At 70.9% G+C, this 17,469-nt stretch carries 18 protein-coding genes; 9 read left to right on the top strand and 9 right to left on the bottom strand.

The window, feature by feature from the left end; all coding sequences use genetic code 11:
• The first annotated feature begins 4 nt into the window (after positions 1-4).
• Positions 5-1,315 carry an ATP-binding protein gene (locus AB0K67_RS31515; protein WP_364067546.1) on the top strand — a complete coding sequence of 437 codons (1,311 nt, stop codon included), beginning with the start codon at positions 5-7 and terminating at the stop codon, positions 1,313-1,315.
• A gap of 14 nt (positions 1,316-1,329) precedes the next feature.
• On the opposite strand, the gene AB0K67_RS31520 is transcribed toward AB0K67_RS31515, so the two are convergent.
• Positions 1,330-2,088 carry a hypothetical protein gene (locus AB0K67_RS31520; RefSeq protein ID WP_364067548.1) on the bottom strand — a complete coding sequence of 253 codons (759 nt, stop codon included), beginning with the start codon at positions 2,086-2,088 and terminating at the stop codon, positions 1,330-1,332.
• 148 nt (positions 2,089-2,236) lie between these two features.
• Between AB0K67_RS31520 and AB0K67_RS31525 the strand changes: the two genes are divergently transcribed.
• A complete protein-coding gene (locus AB0K67_RS31525; protein WP_364067550.1) occupies positions 2,237-2,608 on the top strand; it encodes a TetR/AcrR family transcriptional regulator C-terminal domain-containing protein in 372 nt (123 codons plus the stop codon).
• A gap of 28 nt (positions 2,609-2,636) precedes the next feature.
• Here the strand turns inward: AB0K67_RS31525 and AB0K67_RS31530 are convergent, their stop codons facing one another.
• Both AB0K67_RS31530 and AB0K67_RS31535 read right to left on the bottom strand, forming a co-directional pair.
• Positions 2,637-3,089, bottom strand: a complete 453-nt coding sequence (locus tag AB0K67_RS31530; RefSeq protein WP_364067552.1) for a transglycosylase SLT domain-containing protein — start codon at positions 3,087-3,089, stop codon at positions 2,637-2,639.
• Between the two features lie 334 nt (positions 3,090-3,423).
• Positions 3,424-3,825 (bottom strand): transglycosylase SLT domain-containing protein, encoded by a 402-nt coding sequence (locus AB0K67_RS31535; RefSeq protein ID WP_364067553.1) that lies wholly within the window; start codon positions 3,823-3,825, stop codon positions 3,424-3,426.
• A 189-nt stretch (positions 3,826-4,014) separates the two neighbouring features.
• Here AB0K67_RS31535 and AB0K67_RS31540 point away from each other — a divergent pair, with 189 nt between their 5' ends.
• Entirely contained in the window at positions 4,015-4,500 is a 486-nt protein-coding gene (locus AB0K67_RS31540; RefSeq protein ID WP_364067555.1) for a glutathione peroxidase, read from the top strand.
• Between the two features lie 96 nt (positions 4,501-4,596).
• Entirely contained in the window at positions 4,597-5,745 is a 1,149-nt protein-coding gene (locus AB0K67_RS31545) for a hypothetical protein (protein ID WP_364067557.1), read from the top strand.
• A gap of 74 nt (positions 5,746-5,819) precedes the next feature.
• On the opposite strand, the gene AB0K67_RS31550 is transcribed toward AB0K67_RS31545, so the two are convergent.
• Entirely contained in the window at positions 5,820-6,884 is a 1,065-nt protein-coding gene (locus AB0K67_RS31550) for a LacI family DNA-binding transcriptional regulator (RefSeq protein ID WP_364067559.1), read from the bottom strand.
• 177 nt (positions 6,885-7,061) lie between these two features.
• On the opposite strand from AB0K67_RS31550, the gene ugpC reads away from it, so the two are divergent.
• Positions 7,062-8,276, top strand: coding sequence for a sn-glycerol-3-phosphate ABC transporter ATP-binding protein UgpC (gene ugpC, locus AB0K67_RS31555; RefSeq protein WP_364067561.1), 1,215 nt, complete (start codon positions 7,062-7,064; stop codon positions 8,274-8,276).
• A 128-nt stretch (positions 8,277-8,404) separates the two neighbouring features.
• Here ugpC and AB0K67_RS31560 read toward each other — a convergent pair whose 3' ends face one another.
• Together AB0K67_RS31560 and AB0K67_RS31565 are read right to left on the bottom strand one after the other, a co-directional pair.
• Entirely contained in the window at positions 8,405-9,154 is a 750-nt protein-coding gene (locus AB0K67_RS31560; protein ID WP_364067563.1) for an SDR family oxidoreductase, read from the bottom strand.
• Positions 9,155-9,408: 254 nt separating this feature from the next.
• Entirely contained in the window at positions 9,409-9,744 is a 336-nt protein-coding gene (locus AB0K67_RS31565; protein ID WP_364067565.1) for a carboxymuconolactone decarboxylase family protein, read from the bottom strand.
• Between the two features lie 248 nt (positions 9,745-9,992).
• Here AB0K67_RS31565 and AB0K67_RS31570 point away from each other — a divergent pair, with 248 nt between their 5' ends.
• A complete protein-coding gene (locus AB0K67_RS31570) occupies positions 9,993-12,188 on the top strand; it encodes an AAA family ATPase (protein WP_364067567.1) in 2,196 nt (731 codons plus the stop codon).
• A gap of 22 nt (positions 12,189-12,210) precedes the next feature.
• Here AB0K67_RS31570 and AB0K67_RS31575 read toward each other — a convergent pair whose 3' ends face one another.
• Complete coding sequence (locus AB0K67_RS31575) at positions 12,211-12,465, bottom strand: hypothetical protein (protein ID WP_364067568.1); 255 nt, start codon at positions 12,463-12,465, stop codon at positions 12,211-12,213.
• A complete protein-coding gene (locus tag AB0K67_RS31580; RefSeq protein WP_364067570.1) occupies positions 12,411-13,208 on the bottom strand; it encodes a class I SAM-dependent methyltransferase in 798 nt (265 codons plus the stop codon). The genes AB0K67_RS31575 and AB0K67_RS31580 overlap by 55 nt, the downstream gene beginning before the upstream one ends.
• On the opposite strand from AB0K67_RS31580, the gene AB0K67_RS31585 reads away from it, so the two are divergent.
• A complete protein-coding gene (locus AB0K67_RS31585; RefSeq protein ID WP_364067572.1) occupies positions 13,090-14,256 on the top strand; it encodes a TerC family protein in 1,167 nt (388 codons plus the stop codon). The two genes, AB0K67_RS31580 and AB0K67_RS31585, sit on opposite strands and share 119 nt — an antisense overlap.
• A gap of 18 nt (positions 14,257-14,274) precedes the next feature.
• On the opposite strand, the gene AB0K67_RS31590 is transcribed toward AB0K67_RS31585, so the two are convergent.
• Entirely contained in the window at positions 14,275-15,768 is a 1,494-nt protein-coding gene (locus AB0K67_RS31590) for an LLM class flavin-dependent oxidoreductase (protein WP_364067574.1), read from the bottom strand.
• 71 nt (positions 15,769-15,839) lie between these two features.
• Between AB0K67_RS31590 and AB0K67_RS31595 the strand changes: the two genes are divergently transcribed.
• Both AB0K67_RS31595 and glnII read left to right on the top strand, forming a co-directional pair.
• Positions 15,840-16,331 (top strand): hypothetical protein, encoded by a 492-nt coding sequence (locus AB0K67_RS31595; protein ID WP_364067576.1) that lies wholly within the window; start codon positions 15,840-15,842, stop codon positions 16,329-16,331.
• Between the two features lie 89 nt (positions 16,332-16,420).
• The gene (gene glnII / locus AB0K67_RS31600) at positions 16,421-17,440 is read left to right on the top strand and encodes a glutamine synthetase (protein ID WP_364067578.1); all 1,020 of its coding nucleotides are present in this window, start codon (positions 16,421-16,423) and stop codon (positions 17,438-17,440) included.
• Positions 17,441-17,469: the final 29 nt, after the last annotated feature.

Genomic DNA, 17,469 nt, shown 5'->3' on the forward strand with positions numbered 1-17,469 from the left:
TCACATGGTCAACCGCCGCTCCATCAGGGCGAAGATGACGCTGGCGACCGTGGTGTCGTTCGGCGTCGTCCTGCTGGGCGGAGCGGCCCTGATCTCGGTGACGTGGCCGAACAGGGCGCGGGCCGACCTGACGGAGCAGGTGGCCACCGCCAGCCGGCACGTCACCACGATCATCGACAACCGGCGCTTCGACGGCCCCATCCAGCCGCTGAACGGCATCGGTCTGCTGCAGGTCGTCACCTACGACGGCCGTGTGGTCGCCGCCAGCGCCGGGCTGGCCGGCCAGCCGCCGATCACGAACGCCCGGCCCACCGGCGGCGACTCCCAGGTCGACACCCGCGTATGCCGGCCCGAGGGCTGCCTCATCGTGGTCGGCACCAGCAACCGCGCCACCGTCTACGGTCCGGTCGTCGCGTACGCGGCCGTCCGCGAGCCGTTCCTGCTGAACTCGTCGTACCTGCGCCTGGTGCTGTTCGCCTCGGCCGTGCTGCTGCTCGCGCTGATGGCCTGGGGCACCTGGTACGGCGTCGGCCGCGTGCTCGCCCCTGTCGAGGTGATCAGGAGAGGGCTGCAGCGGATCAACGCCGAGGACCTCAGCCGCCGCGTCGCCGTGCCCGACACCCAGGACGAGGTGGCCGAGCTCGCCGTCACCGTCAACGAGACGCTCGACCGGCTGGAGGACGCCGTCGACCGGCACCGGCGCTTCGTCTCCGACGCCTCCCACGAGCTGCGCACCCCCATCACCGGGCTCATGGTCCGCCTGGAGGAGGGCCTGCACGACCGCAGCGAGGCCGACTGGCGGGCCGCGCTCGACGACGCGCGGCGGCTCGCCGACATCGTCGAGGACCTGCTGCTCATGGCCCGCCTCGACGCCGGCGCGCCCGTCAAGAAGAAACGCCTCGACCTCGGCCGCCTCGTGGAGGACGAGGTGGCCCGCCGCCCCTCCCGGCTGCCCGTCACCGTACGCGCCGAACCCGGCGTGTACGTCCGCGGCAACCGGCTCCGCCTCGCCCGCCTCCTCATCAACCTGCTCTCCAACGCCGACCGCTACGGGGACTCCAAGGTGGAGGTGCACGTGCGGAGCAGCGGGGACCAGGCCGTGCTCGAGGTCGTCGACGATGGGCCTGGTATCCCGGAGGAGATGAGAGAGCGGGTGTTCGAGCGGTTCACCCGCCTCGACAAGACGCGGTCGCGGGATGTCGGGGGGAGTGGGCTAGGGCTGCCGATCGCCAGGGACATCGCCAGGGAACACGGTGGGGAGCTCACGATTGAAGGGCCGCAGACCCGCCTCGTCCTCCGCCTGCCCCGCGACTAGACCTGCCTGCACCTTCACCCGCTCGTCCACATCGGGGCGTTCGCGCAGCACCTCGTGGATGCGCAGCAACGGGGCGTACCTCGAATAGCGGCGGTTGGCCATGCGCATGAGGCGAAGCACGTCTGGTCCCGGCAGCACGCGGGCATCCACCGCCAATCTCCCGCATCCAGGGCGAGTTGCGATGACAGTACGCGGCGAGACGGTACCGCTCCACTGCCCGGCCAGGTGAAGAAGGCGAGGTCCGCGACATCGATCTCGGCGTCCCGCTCGAATGACACCTCCAGCGTCCTGATCCCGTCGCGCAGCTGATGGCGGACCTTGACCGTGCGGGTCAGCGCGTCCCACTCGGCCCTGGTGAGCTGGGACTGCCACAGGCGGGCCATCCTGCGCCACCGCTCGTTCGCGTGCTCCTGCTGGTCTTCCTGGAACAGCTCGGCTCCGGTCAGCGGCCCGCCGGCCGTCAGGACGGCGAGCAGCATGAGGTTCGCGGCATAGGCGGCGCAGCGGGCGGTGACCTCCGCGCGGACCGGCTGGTAGGCGTCGAACGCCGAGCCCTGTCTGGTCATCAGCGCCCGCGAGAACAGTTCACACAGATGCCGGCATAGCAGCGTGCGCCGGTCGGGCGGCAGGTCGGTGGCCAGGCGGTGGGCGAGGAAGTCCACCGTGGGGGCGCGGCCCGCGAGCGCCGCGTACGACAGCAGCGCGTGCAGGAACCCGTCGTCCGGCGTGGCCGGGCGGCGGCGCGACTCGGCGAACGCCAGTTCCTCGGCCATGTCCGCCAGCTCTCTGGCCACCAGACGGGCGACCAGGTACGCCCCGGAAACGGATCGTCGCCGCGGCCGTCGAGCTGATCGAGCGGGAGGGCGCGGACGCGGTCTCCATGCGGCGGATCGCGGCCGAGCTGGGCGTCCGCGCTGCACGATGCTCGTGGTCAGCAGGCAGTCGCGGTCGGCGGCCGGGCGGCTGCCGGTGGAGCGGGCGCTCGCGACGCTGCGTGAGGCCGGGTTCGACGGGGCCGGCGCGGTACGCGTGCTGCGCATGCTCATCGCCTACATCGTGGGCTCGCTGCTGCGGGAGGTCGGGGTGACACCGACGTTCGCGCCTGCGCAGACCGGGACGATCCGTGCGGACGGTGTGGATCCCGCGCTGTTCCCCGAGGTGACGTCGCTGGCGGGGCTGTTGGGGGAGTGCGATCACGAGGCGGAGTTCGGATTCGGGCTCGACCTGCTGATCAGGGCGGTCGAAGAGCGGGCCGGGAGGCGGGAGAGCGGAGCGGAGGAGGGCATCCGGTGAAGCGGCGCCGGATGCCCTCCGGAGCCTGCTAGTACCAGTTGTGCGATCTGAAGTGTCCCCAGGCGCCGCAAGGCCTGCCGTACCTCCCCTTGATGTAGGCAAGGCCCCACCGGATCTGCGTCTCCGGGTTCGACTTCCAGTCGCGGCCGGAGATGCGCATCTTCGTGGCCGGGAGGGCCTGCGGGATGCCGTACGCGCCGGATGACCGGTTACGTGCCCGGTGGTTCCAGTTGCTCTCCCTGGTCCACAGGTTGTCGAGGCAGCGGAACTCGCGGAGGTTCCACGAGCGCTGGACGACGTGTCCCAGGGCGATCTTCTTGTTCCTGTTGGCCGGCCGGATGGCCGAGATCTTCGGCTGGGCCGACGTGGTCCATGTCCTCACTTTGATCGGGTGCGTCTCGGCCGTGGCCTCGGTGACGCCCATGGCGGTGAATGCGCTGACAGAGATGAGTGTGCCGGTGAGCACGCGTTTGCTGTCCAAATCGATCCTTGCTGCCGGGCCGCGTGCGGACGGGCGCGCTCGAGGCGCGCCTTGCCGGTCCGCGCCCGTGGCTCGGGCGCGGAGGGTCCGCGCGGCCCTCCGGGATCCTGCTACCGCCCGATCGTGCTGGGCGGCCCGGAGGGCACCGCGACGTGTCCTTTAGCACGATTCCTATTACGCACGGTCACCATCGGTCACTCACAGTGACACTCGAAGGGCGGGTGTTTGTGTGATCGTTGCGGATAAAAGGCCCCCTCGCTGGAGCGGGATTGCACGCTCCGCTCCCGGGCTGGGCGGGCCTTGACGGAAAAAGCGAGCGAGCCTGGGGTTTGGCTCAGTACCAATGGTGGGACTGGAAGTGGCTCCAGGCCCGACACGGCGTCTTGTAACGCTGCTTGATGTAGCCGAGTCCCCAGCGGATCTGCGTGCGGGGATTGGTACGCCAGTCGCGCCCTGACGAGGCCATCTTGTGGCCGGGGAGCGCCTGCGGGATGCCGTAGGCGCCGGAGTGGCGGTTGCCCGCTCGGTGGTTCCAGCCGCTCTCTCGGGCCCAGAGCCTGACCAGGCACCTGAACTGGGCCGTGTCCCAGCCGCGCTTGGCCACCATGGCCTTGGCGATGGACTTGTTCTTGCTGCTGGTGGCCTGGGAGCTCTGCGCCTGTGCGGCCGAGGCGCCGCCGGTCGTCACGAGCGTGGCGGCCAGCACCAGAACGCCGGTACGGCGAAGCATGGGCATGCGGGTTCCCTTTCGAGGGGGTTTCACGGACCGCGCCACAGTGCCCGAGCGGTTCCCTTGACAGGGAATTGACCTTGTATACGAAGATCGTCAGTAAAGATCACGATATATACCATCTTCTGGGGATTTGTCCGGAAAATGAGGACTGTGTCACAAATCTGGCCCTGACTCGTTCTGTAGGGTCGGATCATGAGCCTCAGTGACATCCCGCTGCGCACTCTCGACGACGCCCCCACCACGCTCGGCGCCCTCACCTCCGGCGGTCCCGCCCTGATCGTGAACGTGGCCTCGCGCTGCGGCCTGACCCCGCAGTACGCCGCCCTCGTCGAGCTCCAGCGCCGCTACGGCCCCCGCGGCTTCACCGTCGTCGGCATGCCCTGCAACCAGTTCGCCGGCCAGGAGCCCGGCACCGCCGAGGAGATCAAGGAGTTCTGCGCCGCCACGTACGGCGTGGACTTCCCGCTGCTGGAGAAGGCCGACGTCAACGGCCCCGGCCGCCACCCGCTGTACGCCGAGCTGACCCAGGCGCCCGACGAGCAGGGCGAGGCCGGCGACGTGCAGTGGAACTTCGAGAAGTTCCTGGTGGACCGCGAGGGCAAGGTCGTGGCGCGCTTCCGCCCGCGCACCACGCCCGACGACCCGGCGGTCATCGCCGCGATCGAGAAACTCCTGTGAAGGCCTGATCGCCAAGCGTTACGAAGTCATGACGCTACGCGTGCGGGCCGGTGGGTAATCAACCCCGTTGTCGCTGGTCGGCCCGCAGGGAGCGTGATGACGATCAATCCGTATGCCGGCAACCCGTACGCGGGATCGCCCTTCACCTACGCCGCCGAGCCCGCCGTGTCGCCGTACGCGATCGTCGAGCTCATGCCCGGCGTGCGCAACCTGTGCGAGTACGCCCGCGTGGCTCCGGGTGACCGGGTGCTGCTGCTGATGGAGCACACCGTGGACCCGGTGGTGGTGCAGGCCATCGCCGCAGCGGCGGCGCTGCGCGACGCGGACGTGCGCATCCTGTCGGTGCCGCCGTTCAGCGCGGGCGGCTGGGACCGCGAGGCGCCGCTGCAGATCGAGACCGCCGCCTTCCACGAGGCCGACGTGGTGATCAGCGGCACCTGGTGGGGCGAGGTCCACACGGCGCCGCTGTTCTTCGACCAGATCAGGGCGCGCTCGGCCCGGTTCGTGTCGCTGCACATGACCGCGACGGCCGGCGCGCTGCTGACCGGCGCCCGGCTGCCCGTCGAGGTCTTCTACGCGCTGGTGGCCAGGGCGCTGCGGCAGCTCTCCACGGCCTCGTCGATCAGGGTGACCTCCGCGCGGGGCACCGACCTGACCTTCGGCGGCTTCACGTTCGAGGACCCCGGGCCCGGCGGGCTGCGGCCCGGCGACTGGCGGCCGTTCCCGTACGGGGGTGTCAACTTCTGGCCGACCGAGACCGAAGGCGTGCTCGTCGTCGAGGACTCCACGGTCACCGGCGTCCCCGAGGAGCCGCTGCGCATCACGCTCGAAGGCAACCTCGTCCGCAAGATCGAGGGCGGCGCGGCCGCCGCGCAGCTGCGCAGGTACGCGCCCGAGGGCTTCTACATGCGGCACGCGCTGTTCGGGCTCAATCCGAAGGTGCGGCTGGCCGGCGGCACCCAGTTCGAACGGGAGAAGCACGCCGGCGCCTTCTACTGCGGGCTCGACGGACTGACCGGCGGCGTGCCGGTGACGTCCGGGCCCGGCTTCGCCCACTGTGACTGCCAGGTGGACCGGCCGACCGTGGTGGTGGACGGCGAGCTGTTCGTCGAGGACGGGCGGCTGCTGATGCTGGACGAGCCGGAGATCAAGCTGGTGGCCGCCCGCTTCGGCCCGCCCGAGGTGATCCTCGACGACAACCCGGTGATGGTCCTGCCCCGCCGCTACACGGGCGGCGCCGCGTAACGAGAGCCGCCCGCCCGGCTCCTGAGCGTCGGGCCCCGCCCAGCGCACGGGTACCAGCGTCGCGTGAAAACGGCTCAGCGGCGGGGGCCGCAGCTACCCCGGACGATCAGCTCCGTGGGCAGCACCACCGAGCGCTGCCGCCGCCCGCCCGAGCGCAGCACCAGCTCGGCCGCCCGATAGCCCATGTCGCGTCCCGGCTGGGCGACGACGGTCAGCGGCGGTGAGCACAGCTCGGCCCAGGGCACGTCGTCGTACATGATGAGCGAGACGTCCCTCGGCACCCGCAGGTCCAGCTCCCTGGCCGCGAGCACGGCCGCCTCGCCGAGCACGTTTCCGCCCGCGACCACCGCCGTCAGGTCGGGGCGGCTCTGGAACAGCCCGGAGGCGGCGGCGTAGGCGGAGTCGCGGCTGCCGGTGCCGAACACGATCAGCTCCTCGTCCAGCGGCTCGCCCACCGCCTCCCTGAAGGCCGCGGCCCGCCGGTCGTGGCCTGGGCCGCCGATGAAGGCGATGCGCCGGTGGCCGAGCCCGCGCAGGTAGCGCACCGCCGTACGGATGCCGCCCCGGTCGTCGGCCACCACGGACGGCACGTCCAGCGGCTTGGCGCGGGCCGGAGGAGGCGCGGCGCCGTCGAGCAGCAGCAGGTCGTTGAGGGCGCTGACCGCGGGATCCTCCTCCACGGGCGGTGCGGCGGGCAGCCGGTCGGCGAAGACCACCGTCATGCCGGCGCGGATCGCCGGCGCCCAGCTCTCCTCGTCGCCGGACGGCACCGCGATGAGCCGGTCGACGCTCTGCTCCAGCAGCATGCCGATCAGCTCCGACTCCTGCTCGGGGTCGCCTCCCGTGGAGCCGATCACCACCGGCTCACCGGCCGAGCGGGCGCAGGCGAGCACGCCCTCGGCGAGCTGCGCGTGGAAGGTGTCGGTCAGGTCGGGAACGAGCAGGCCCATGCCGCCGGTGCGGCGCTGGCGCAGGTTGCGGCCGAGCGCGCTGGGGCGGTAGTCGAGCTGCGCGGCGACGGCCAGAACGCGCTCGCGGGTCTGCGGGCTGGCCGAGCCTCCCGACAGCACCCGGGAGACGGTGGCGACGCCCACGCCGGCCGCCTCCGCCACATCTTTGATCGTCGCCCGCTTCGCCATGGAAACGATTCCATCATGGTTTCCGGTAAAGGAAAAGGTTTAGAGACGACAAAGGCTGGTCATGCCGTAACCCTTGACACTCATGTCCGTTTCGGGTGAGATGCTTGAAAACGTATCCACGCAAGTGGGAAACGGGACCAACATCCGGGCTGCAGCCCTGGAGCGCGAAGGAATGTCATGGCATCCATCGTTCTGACGAACGTCGACAAGGTCTACGCCGGTGGCGTCAAGGCCGTGAACGGACTCAACCTTGAAATCAAGGACGGCGAGTTCATGGTGCTCGTCGGCCCGTCCGGTTGCGGTAAGTCGACCGCGCTCCGGATGATCGCCGGCCTGGAGGACATCAGCGCCGGTGAGATCGCCATCGGCGGCAAGGTGGTCAACCACCTCCCGCCGAAGGACCGCGACATCGCGATGGTCTTCCAGAACTACGCGCTGTACCCGCACATGACGGTCGAGGAGAACCTCGCCTTCGGCCTCAAGCTCCGCAAGATGCCCAAGCCGGAGATCCAGAAGCGGGTCAACGAGGCCGCCAAGATGCTCGGCCTGGAGACCTACCTCAAGCGCAAGCCGGCCGCGCTCTCCGGTGGTCAGCGTCAGCGTGTCGCCATGGGCCGCGCCATCGTGCGTGAGCCGCAGGCGTTCCTCATGGACGAGCCGCTGTCCAACCTGGACGCCAAGCTCCGCGTCTCCATGCGCGCCTCGCTCAACCAGATGCACGAGCGCCTCGGCGTCACCACCGTCTACGTCACGCACGACCAGGTCGAGGCCATGACCCTCGGCGACCGCGTCTGCGTGCTCCGCGACGGCATCCTCCAGCAGGTCGACACCCCGCAGAACCTGTTCGACAAGCCCGTCAACCTCTTCGTGGCCGGCTTCATGGGCTCGCCCGCGATGAACTTCGTCACCGCCGAGCTGGTCCGCACCGACGACGGCCCCGCGGTGGCCTTCGCCGACGTCAAGCTGCCGATCCCCGAGTCGACCTTCTCCGACAAGCCGGGCCTCGACCAGTACATCGGCAAGAAGATCATCCTGGGCATCCGTCCCTCCGACTTCGAGGACGCCGCCTCCGCCGGCAACCACGCCAACGGCTGGGCCACGCTGCCCGTCAAGGCGGAGGTCACCGAGGAGCTGGGCTCCGAGATCAACGTCCTGTTCCTGATCGACGCCCCGCCGGTCGAGCACAAGGACACCGTGGCCGCCGCCGACGCCGGTGACGACGACGACGCCTCGCTGCCGCTGTCGGGCGACAAGTCCCTGTGGACCGCCCGCGTCAACGCCCGCAGCCACGTGCGCCCCGGCCAGCAGATCGACCTGGTCGTCGACACGCACAACATGCACTTCTTCGACGCGTCCTCGGGTCTGGCCATCGGTCACGAGGCCAACCGCTGAGGCACCGGCCTCCCATTCCCGGTCGCGGCTAGACGCCCGCGACCGTCCGGGCCCCCACCGCGACCCCCTCCCGCGGCGGGGGCCCATGCTTCTTCAGAGCCCCCGGCGCGTGTACGGCGCGGCGGCCCTCAGCGGCCGATCCGCTGCGACACCTTCTCCTGCACGCTGCGCGGTACGAGCCTCCCGACCGCCACGATCGTCTTGTAACGCAGGTCGGGGATCGACACCCGCTTGCCGAGCGCGAGGTCCCGCATCGCGGCGCGCACCACGTCGTCCGCCTTGAGCCACAGGAAACCCGGGATCGACGACGTGTCCATCGACGCACGCTGGTGGAACTCGGTCCTGACGAAACCGGGGCACAGCGCCATGATCTTGATGCGCGGGTTGCCCACCTCGGCGGCGGCCGACTGGCTGAAGTTCACCACCCACGCCTTCGAGGCGCTGTAGGTGCCCCGGGTGAAGAACGCCGCCACCGACGCCACGTTCACGATCGCGCCGCGGTCGCGCTCGCGCATGCCGGGCAGGGCCGCAAGCGTCAGCCGCAGCACCGCCTCGCAGTGCACCCTGAGCATGCGCACCTCGCGCTCGGCGGGAACGTCGGGGAAGTGGCCCGCGTTGCCGAAACCGGCGTTGTTGATCAGGAGATCGACGCCCTCGCGCACGCGTGACTCCACCTTGGCCAGGCCCTCCTCGGTGGCCAGGTCGGCGGGCAGCACCTCGACGGGAACGCCGTATCTCAGCTTCAGCTGGTCGGCGGTGCGGGCAAGACGGAGCTCGTCCCGGGCCACGAGGACGAGCGAAAACGCGTCGGCGGCCAGGCGCCGGGCGAAAGCGGCGCCGATCCCAGAGGTGGCGCCGGTGATCAGTGCGGTAGGCATGTCTGAACCCTAACGTTCGTGGCAGGATGAGGCCCGTGCGCCTCGTCGCGGCCGTGAGCTCCTCAGCGCTCCTGCCCGGTGCCCTGCCGGCACGCACGCCGGCCGCCCCGGCTCCCGGCACGCCGCCGCCCGCCCCACCACGGCCAGGACCTCGGCACGAGAACGCCTGGCAGGAGGCCGACCGGCAGCCGGCCGGCGCGAAGGGCGGCGCCGGGTTCTGTGCGGTGAGGACGCGGGCGGCGAGCTTTACGCGCTCAGCCTGCGGGGTCCGCTCGATCGCGTCGATCCTGCCTGACGCGTTCGATCAGCGACTCGACCTGGTCGTTCAGCTTCGCGCCGCGGGCCCAGCCGGCGTAGTGGGTGAGGAAGATCACCACCTCGCGCAGCTCCGCCTCGTTCAGCTCTCCGGCGCGCAGGGCGACGTCGAGCTGCACGTCGAGCAGGTCATGCAGGCCCTGGCCGACGAGCAATCCGAGCAGGAGCAGCCGGCGCTCCCTGACCGACAGCACCGGACGTGACCAGACCTCGGCGAAGATCCGCTCGGCGGTCATGCCGAAGGAGTCGACGGTCTCCATGGCGGGTTCTGTCATTGCGCACTCCGCGGGTGTCGGAAGGGATCCTCATATCTTTCGCTACTTCCCGAGATGAACCAATGGGAGGTTGCATGAACGTTGGAACTCCGCGTTGCGAACCCGCCCCCGGCCCTCGGATGCCGTATCTCAAGTAAAGCCAACGCGCGGCCAAGATTTGGTCAAGAATTTCTGCGCGCAATCGGGCCTCAATCCGCGAGAAACGGGCACAACCTCTGCGGTGATCCGTTAAGCGGAGGTAAGCCCTGGTGAAGACGGCACGGGCCGCGCTCGCGCATGCCCGGCGCGGGTTCGTACACGCTGCTCGGGGCGGCGTCGAGACGTATCTTCCCGGCGACATCACGACCCGTTTGCGGGACGTGTGGGGGCAGGACCACGTCGTCGAGCGCGTACGCGAGGACATCGTCGTCCTCGAACGGCCCGACGAGATCGAGCGGCGCGGCGGGTACGTGCCCGGCGGCCTGCTGCTGTGGGGGCCGCCCGGCACCGGCAAGTCGCTCTTGGCCGAGGCGGTGGCAGGGGAGACCGGCAAGCCGTACGTGTACGTGGACTCGAACACGTTCATGGGACTCGGCGTCCTCAAGGTCAGGTTCCTGTTCAGGAGGCTGCGCGGGCTCGCAGCGCGCCATGGCGGCGTCGTCGTCTTCTTCGACCAGGCGGACGCGCTCGGCGGCTCCGGCGTCCTGCGATCCCTCACCGCCGAGCTGACCGGGCTCACCAGGCCGCGCGGGTTCGTCAACCGGCTGGTCCGTCCGCTGCTCGGCATGCCGCCCGAGCCGCCGCCCGCGTACCGCATCTTCGTGATCATGGCCGCCGGGCGGCCCGACGCGCTCGACGAGGCGCTGCTGCGGCCCGGCCGTATCGACCGCGTCTACCAGGTCGGCCATCCGTCCAAGGCCGGGCGCGTGCGCATCTTCCAGGGATGCCTCGGCAAGGTGGCGCACCAGCTGACCGCCGAGCAGATCGACAGGCTCGCCGCCGTCACCCCGTACGCCACCGGCGCCGAGATCAAGGACCTCGTCAACGAGGCGCTCATCGCCGCCATCGGGGCCGGACGGGAGGTCATCACCTGGTCTGACATGCTGCGGGCCAGACGGCTCAAGCGGTTCGGGGCGGCCGAGGAGGTCGAGCGCGCCGAACGGCACGCCCTGGCCGTGCACGAGGCGTGCCACGCCGTCATCGCGTACGTCACCCGCCCCCACCGTGATCTCGACGTCGCCACCGTCGAGAAGGGCACCTGCCACCTCGGTCCGGTCAGGACAGAGGAGGCCCGGTGGAAGTCCGATCACGAGGCCGACATCATGGTCGCCCTCGCCTCGCTGGCGGGTGAGCGCATGTTCTTCGGCGGCGACAGCTCCTGCGGGGTTTCCGAGGACCTGTACGCCGCCACGTACCTGATGGCTTCGATGGAGTCGCGCTGGGGGATGGGCACCGGCCTCGCCTCCCTGCCCGCGCTCCAGAAGCTGGAGATCAGGCCCGCGCCCGGCGCCGTCGGCGAGCGTGTCGAGGCCGGCCTCGCCCGGCTGCTCGAACGGACCGGGGAGCTGCTGCGGGAACACCGCCGCGAGGTGCTGTGCCTGGCGCACGCGCTGGAGACGCACGGGACGCTCGACGGTGACGACGCCGTCGCGGTCATCCGCGCCGAGCGGGGGCCGCTGATCGACGGCACCGTGTACGCCTCCGACGCGTTCTACCAGGCGCTGGAGGACTACCACCGGGACGCCGTCAAGGCGCACTGGGCGCACAGCCCGATCGACAGGGATCCGCCGGTGCCGCCCAGCACCGCCCTGCCGCCCGGGGCCGTCCTGCCACCGGGTGCCGCCCTGCCGCCCAAGGCCGCCGTGCCGCCCGGGGCCGCCGTGCCGGGGGACCGGCCGCAGTTCGTGCCCTGGGCCGCCGCGGCGCCGCCCCGGCAGCCGTTCGCCCAGCGGCCCGGACGACCGTCCGCTCGGCCACCCGGGCAGCCGGCTCAGCCGTCGGCCCCGCCGGCGGTTCCGGCGACGGCTCCGGCGGCGGCGGGGGCCGGGTCGTCGGTGTGGCGGCGGACCGCCGGGCGGGTCTGGGCCGTCGTCGCGAGCGCCCTCGTCCTCGTCCTGCTCTCCCTGCTCACCGCGCTGGCCGTCACGGGCACGCTGTCTCGCACCGGCGGTGTCGCCGAGCCGGGCGGCAGGGCGGGCGTCACCATCGTCGGGGCGGGCGGTGATGCGGTGGCCGAGCCCGGCGTCCCGTCAGCGGGGCTGCTGTTCGTGCTGTTCGTGGTGATCGTGGCGGTGATCGTCGGCGCGGGGCTGGCGTACGCGGCCGTGAGACGCATGCGTACGGCGCAGCTCGCCGCAGAACGCGAACGCGACCAGGCGCACGCACGCGCCCAATTCCTGGCCGCCACGCTGGACCCGGCCACGGCCATGCGCCTGCTCGGCTACGACGGCACCGGACGTACGTGAACGAAACCGCACCGAAGCGAGGTCAGCGCTCGGCGACCACGATCATGCGGCGGCTGTCCATCGTGAGCGGCCCGCCGTCCGCGCCGAAGCCCCGCACGGCCGCGAACCCGGCGTCGAGCAGCCGGTCGCGCAGCTCGGGGAAGGTGAACATGCGCACGGAGTACGGCACGTGCCGCACCCGTCCGTCCCGGACGACCGTCCGCTTGACCACGTTCCTGCTGGTCAGCAGATCGAGCCGGTAGCGGTCGATGAGCAGGTCGCCGTCGCGCTCGACCACCGTTGACGCCTGGTAGGTGCGGACGACGGCGGCGTAGTTGTTGAGGTCGAGCGCGAGCCTGCCGCCTGGTTTGAGCGCCGCGGCGCCTGGGCGAGCACGCGCCGGTCATCGGCGTCGTCGAAGTAGCCGAACGCGGTGAACCAGCTGACGACGCGGTCGAAGCGGCCCGTCCACGGCAGCCGCCGCATGTCGCCGTGGACGTAGTCGACGGTGACGCCGAGCTCGCCGGCCGTTGTGCGGGCGCGGTCCAGGAAGGGCTGCGAGGAGTCCAGGCCGGTGACGCGGCAGCCGCGCGCGGCGAGCCTGTTGGCGTCCGCCCGTGGCCGCAGGCGAGGTCCAGCACCTCCATGCCGGGCCGCAGATCGAGCAGCCGCCAGACCAGATCGGTCTCGGCGTCGCCGCGGGCGTCGAGGTGGTCGGCGAAGAAGTAGAGATAGTCGTCTCCGAAGAGACCTTCGGCGTCGAACGCGGGCTCTGTCACGGCGCTCCCCTCTGTCTCCTGCCGCTGAACCGTACGGGTCCCATGGTGGGATGGCCGCCGTATCGGGTACCACCCTGCGAGGAGTACGCGCACGCGAGCAGTCGCAGCCCCCACGACGGCCCGGCCAGCCGTGGGGGAGCCCGATGGACGTATCAGCGGCGGTGTGGTGGCTGACGATCCTGGGGATCGTCGCGCTGCTGGCGTTCGACTTCTTCTTCCACGTCCGCAAGGCGCACGTGCCCACCCTGCGCGAAGCGACCATCTGGTCCGCCCTGTACGTCGGCATCGCGCTGCTGTTCGGCGTGGGCGTGTGGTGGTTCGGCGGCTCGGAACCGGGTGCGGAGTACTTCGCCGGTTACGTGACGGAGAAGGCGCTGTCGGTGGACAACCTGTTCGTCTTCCTCGTCATCATGAGCAGTTTCAAGGTGCCGCGCGCCGACCAGCAGAAGGCGCTGCTGTTCGGCATCGTCTTCTCGCTGCTCGCGCGGAGCGCGTTCATCGTGCTGGGGGCCGCGCTGATCAACCTGTTCGCCTGGGTTTTCTACGTGTTCGGCCTCGTGCTGCTGATCACCGCGGGCAACCTGCTCAAGCCGGAGGGGGAGGAGAGCCACTCACCGGACAACCTCATGGTGCGTACGGCGCGCAGGCTCGTGCGCACCAGCCAGGAGTACGACGGCGACCGGCTGTTCACCACCCGGAACGGGCGGCGCGAGATGACCCCGATGCTGCTCGTCATGATCGCCCTCGGCGGCACCGACATCCTCTTCGCGCTCGACTCCATCCCCGCGATCTTCGGCCTCACCCAGAACGTCTACATCGTCTTCACCGCGACCGCGTTCTCCCTGCTGGGCCTGCGCCAGCTCTACTTCCTCATCGACGGCCTGCTCGACCGCCTCATCTACCTGACCTACGGCCTGGCCGTCATCCTCGGCTTCATCGGCGTCAAGCTGATCCTGCACGCGCTGCACGAGAACAACGTGCCGTTCATCAACGACGGCCAGCCGGTGAAGGTCGTCGAGATCAGCACCGGGCTGTCCCTCTGCGTGATCATCGGCGTGCTGGCGATCACCGTGATCGCCTCGCTGCTCAGCCCGCGCGGGCGCTCCCGCAACACGGTGTCCAGGGTCCGCCGCCACGCCCAGCAGTACCTGGACATCGAGCGCGACCCGGAGGTACGCGAGGAGATCTACCGGCGGCTGCTGGACGAGGAGGCCCGGTTGCGCGCGCTGCCGGCCAGGCACCGCGACCTCGTGGACGACCGGCTGATCTCCCTGGTGCGCCGCGCCCACGAGGAGCACGACAGAGCCTGACCGGCGCCTGACCGGGGCTCAGATGCGGATGCCGAGCCGGGCGATCGGCTCGACCAGCTCCTCCTCCTCGTACGCGAAGTGCGACGACAGCACCTGCACCAGCCGGTCCACCCCGGCCCGCACCTGCTCGATCGCGGCCGGATCAGCAAGCAGCGCCACGCACGCGGCGTCGAGCTCGCCGAGCATCTCGGCGATCACCTCGTGCTCCTGCTCCAGCTTCTTGATCACCGGTGCCAGCGTCGAGTCGCGCTCCAGGATCGCCGGGAACATCGACTCGTCCTCGATCGTGTGGTGCACGGTCAGCAGCCGGTTGAAGGTGGCGCAGAACGTGCCCAGCGTCCAGTGGTTCTGCCGCACGCTCAGCCGGTTGATCGCCGAGCGCAGCGCGCCCGCGTCCCCCTGGCCCGCGGCCACCTGCTCCACCGCGTCCTGGACCTGCCGCAGCTCCTGCCGGTAGCCGTTGTGCACCTGCACGAGATGCCGGCCCATGCGCAGCTGCTCGGGCGTGAGCGCGGCCGGGTCCCGCTTGGGCATGCGCGGACGGTCGTCCTCGTCGAGGTCGGCCCAGGCGGGCGCGGGAGAAGAGAGTGTGACGGGCGCCTCGGCCGGCTCCCCCGGCGCGCCGCGTTCCCTGGCCGTTTCCTTGGACACGGCCTCGCGCACGGCCGGCGCCACCTCTTCGGCGAACGCCCGCAGGTCCCGCTCGGCGTCCTCGCCCGGCGCCAGCACGAACCCGGTCATCCCCACCTCGAACACCAGCTCCGTGAGCTGCTCCGCCCACAACGCGGCAGGCCCCTCCAGGAACCCGCGGCCCGGCAGCGGCGAGAACACGCCGCCCACGTTGTAGACCTTGCGGATGCCGGCCGGGTCGCGCCCCGCGTCCTCGGCCGCCGCGTCCAGCACCTTCGCCTGCCTGGCCACCGCCTCGGGCGGGCTGTGGAAGGACGAGGTGAGCCAGCCGTCGCCCATCCGCCCGGTCAGCTCCAGCATCCTGCGCTTCATCGCACCGATCCAGATGCCGATCGGGTGCGCGGGCAACGGCCCCGGCTTGGCCCCGCGCAGCCGATGATGCGTGCCCTCGAACGTCACCGGCGCGCCCGGCGTCCACAGCGCCCGCAGCACGGTGACGGCCTCGGCCAGCGCCTCGATCGACTCACCCGGAGACAGCCGCCGCCCGCCCATCGCGGCGATCGCGTCCCAGAACGCCCCCGCGCCCAGCCCCAGCTCCACCCGGCCGCCGCTGAGCAGGTCGAGCGAGGCGGCAGCGCGCGCCAGCACGGCGGGCGGCCGCAGCGGCACGTTCACCACGTCGGGCACCAGCCGGATCCGCTCCGTACGCGCCGCCACCACCGACAGCAGCGTCCACGTGTCCAGGAACCCCTCCTGATACGGATGGTCCTGGACCCCCACCAGATCCAGGCCGAGCCGGTCGGCCAGCGTCACGTGGCGTAGCAGCCGCTCGCGCCCCTCGGCCTCCGGCGACAGGAACGCGCCGAACCACAGATCGTGCATGTCGAAATCCCCCCGAGACGATGTTCGCACGCCCCCGTGAACCGCCGCCCGCTGCCCTCCGTCTTGAGGGTGTGCTTCGATCTCGCGCGCCGCTGACCGCCGCCCTGCTCCTGACCTGCGTCGCCTCCGTCGCCTGCGGCGGCGGGGTGGAGTGCACGGCGATCGGCACCCCGGTGGGGGTGGGCGTCACGGTGCGCGCGCCGCTCGCCGCCCGCGCGCAGGCGGCCGAGCTGGAGGTCTGCTGGGACGGCTCCTGCCGGCGCACCCGCACCGAGCTGCTGCCCAGCACGCGGGCGAGCGGGCAGACGTGCTCTGGCGACACGTGCGCGGCGACGGCCGTGCCGACCGGCGACAAGCACGGCTTCGCCGGCGTCGCCGGGCTGCCCACGCGACCGGTGGAGGTACGGCTCACGCTGCTCGACGCCGGATCGCGGCCGCTGCTCGAGGGCACGGTGCGGGCCACCCCCAAGGAGCGCTATCCCAACGGGCCCCGGTGCGGCGCGGGTGGCCCTAACACCACTGTTACAGTCGGGGCCGATGGGAACATGCAGGCGGAATCCTGATTAACACGGCGTTCACATCAGAGCAAAAACCGGGAAACGGCTGTCCGTAAGACTCGGCGTGGCTTGAGAAGAACCCCGAAAGGACCGCCGTGAGCTATAAGGCTGAGTACATCTGGATCGACGGCACCGAGCCGACGGCTCTGCTGCGCTCGAAGACGAAGATCCTGGCTGACGGGGCCGAGCCGCCGGTCTGGGGGTTCGACGGGTCCAGCACCAACCAGGCCGAGGGTCACTCCTCCGACCGCGTGCTCCGGCCCGTGTTCGTCTGCCCCGACCCCATCCGCGGCGGCGACAACAAGCTCGTGCTGTGCGAGGTCGAGGAGATCGACGGCACGCCCCACGCCAGCAACACCCGCGCCCTGCTGCGCCCGGTCGCCGAGCAGTACGCCGCCCAGGAGTCCTGGTTCGGCATCGAGCAGGAGTACACCTTCTTCAAGGGCAGCCGCCCGCTCGGCTTCCCCGAGGGCGGCTTCCCCGCCCCGCAGGGCCACTACTACTGCGGTGTCGGCGCCGAGGCCGTGTTCGGCCGTGAGATCGTCGAGCTGCACCTCGACCGCTGCCTCGCCGCCGGCCTGAAGATCTCCGGCATCAACGCCGAGGTCATGCCCGGCCAGTGGGAGTTCCAGGTCGGCCCGGCCGGCCCGATCGAGGTCGCCGACCACCTCTGGGTCGCCCGCTACCTGCTCTACCGGACCGCCGAGGAGTTCGGCGTCGAGGCCACCCTCGACCCCAAGCCCGCCCGCGGCGACTGGAACGGCGCCGGCGCGCACACCAACTTCTCCACCAAGGCCATGCGCGAGAGCTACGACGCCATCATCACCGCCTGCGAGGCGCTCGGTGAGGGCGACAAGCCGATGGAGCACGTCTCCCAGTACGGCGCCGACATCGAGCTGCGCCTGACCGGCCACCACGAGACCTCGCCGTGGAACAAGTACTCCTACGGCGTGTCCGACCGCGGCGCCTCGGTGCGCATCCCGTGGCAGGTCGAGGTGGACAAGAAGGGCTACATCGAGGACCGCCGCCCCAACGCCAACGTCGACCCGTACGTGGTCACCCGCCTGCTGGTGAGCACCTGCTGCGCCGCCCTGGAGAAGGCCGGCCAGGTCTGACCCCGGCGATCTGACGCGTTGCCCTGCTT

This window comes from Nonomuraea sp. NPDC052634 (assembly GCF_040678535.1).
Lineage (GTDB): Bacteria > Actinomycetota > Actinomycetes > Streptosporangiales > Streptosporangiaceae > Nonomuraea > Nonomuraea fastidiosa.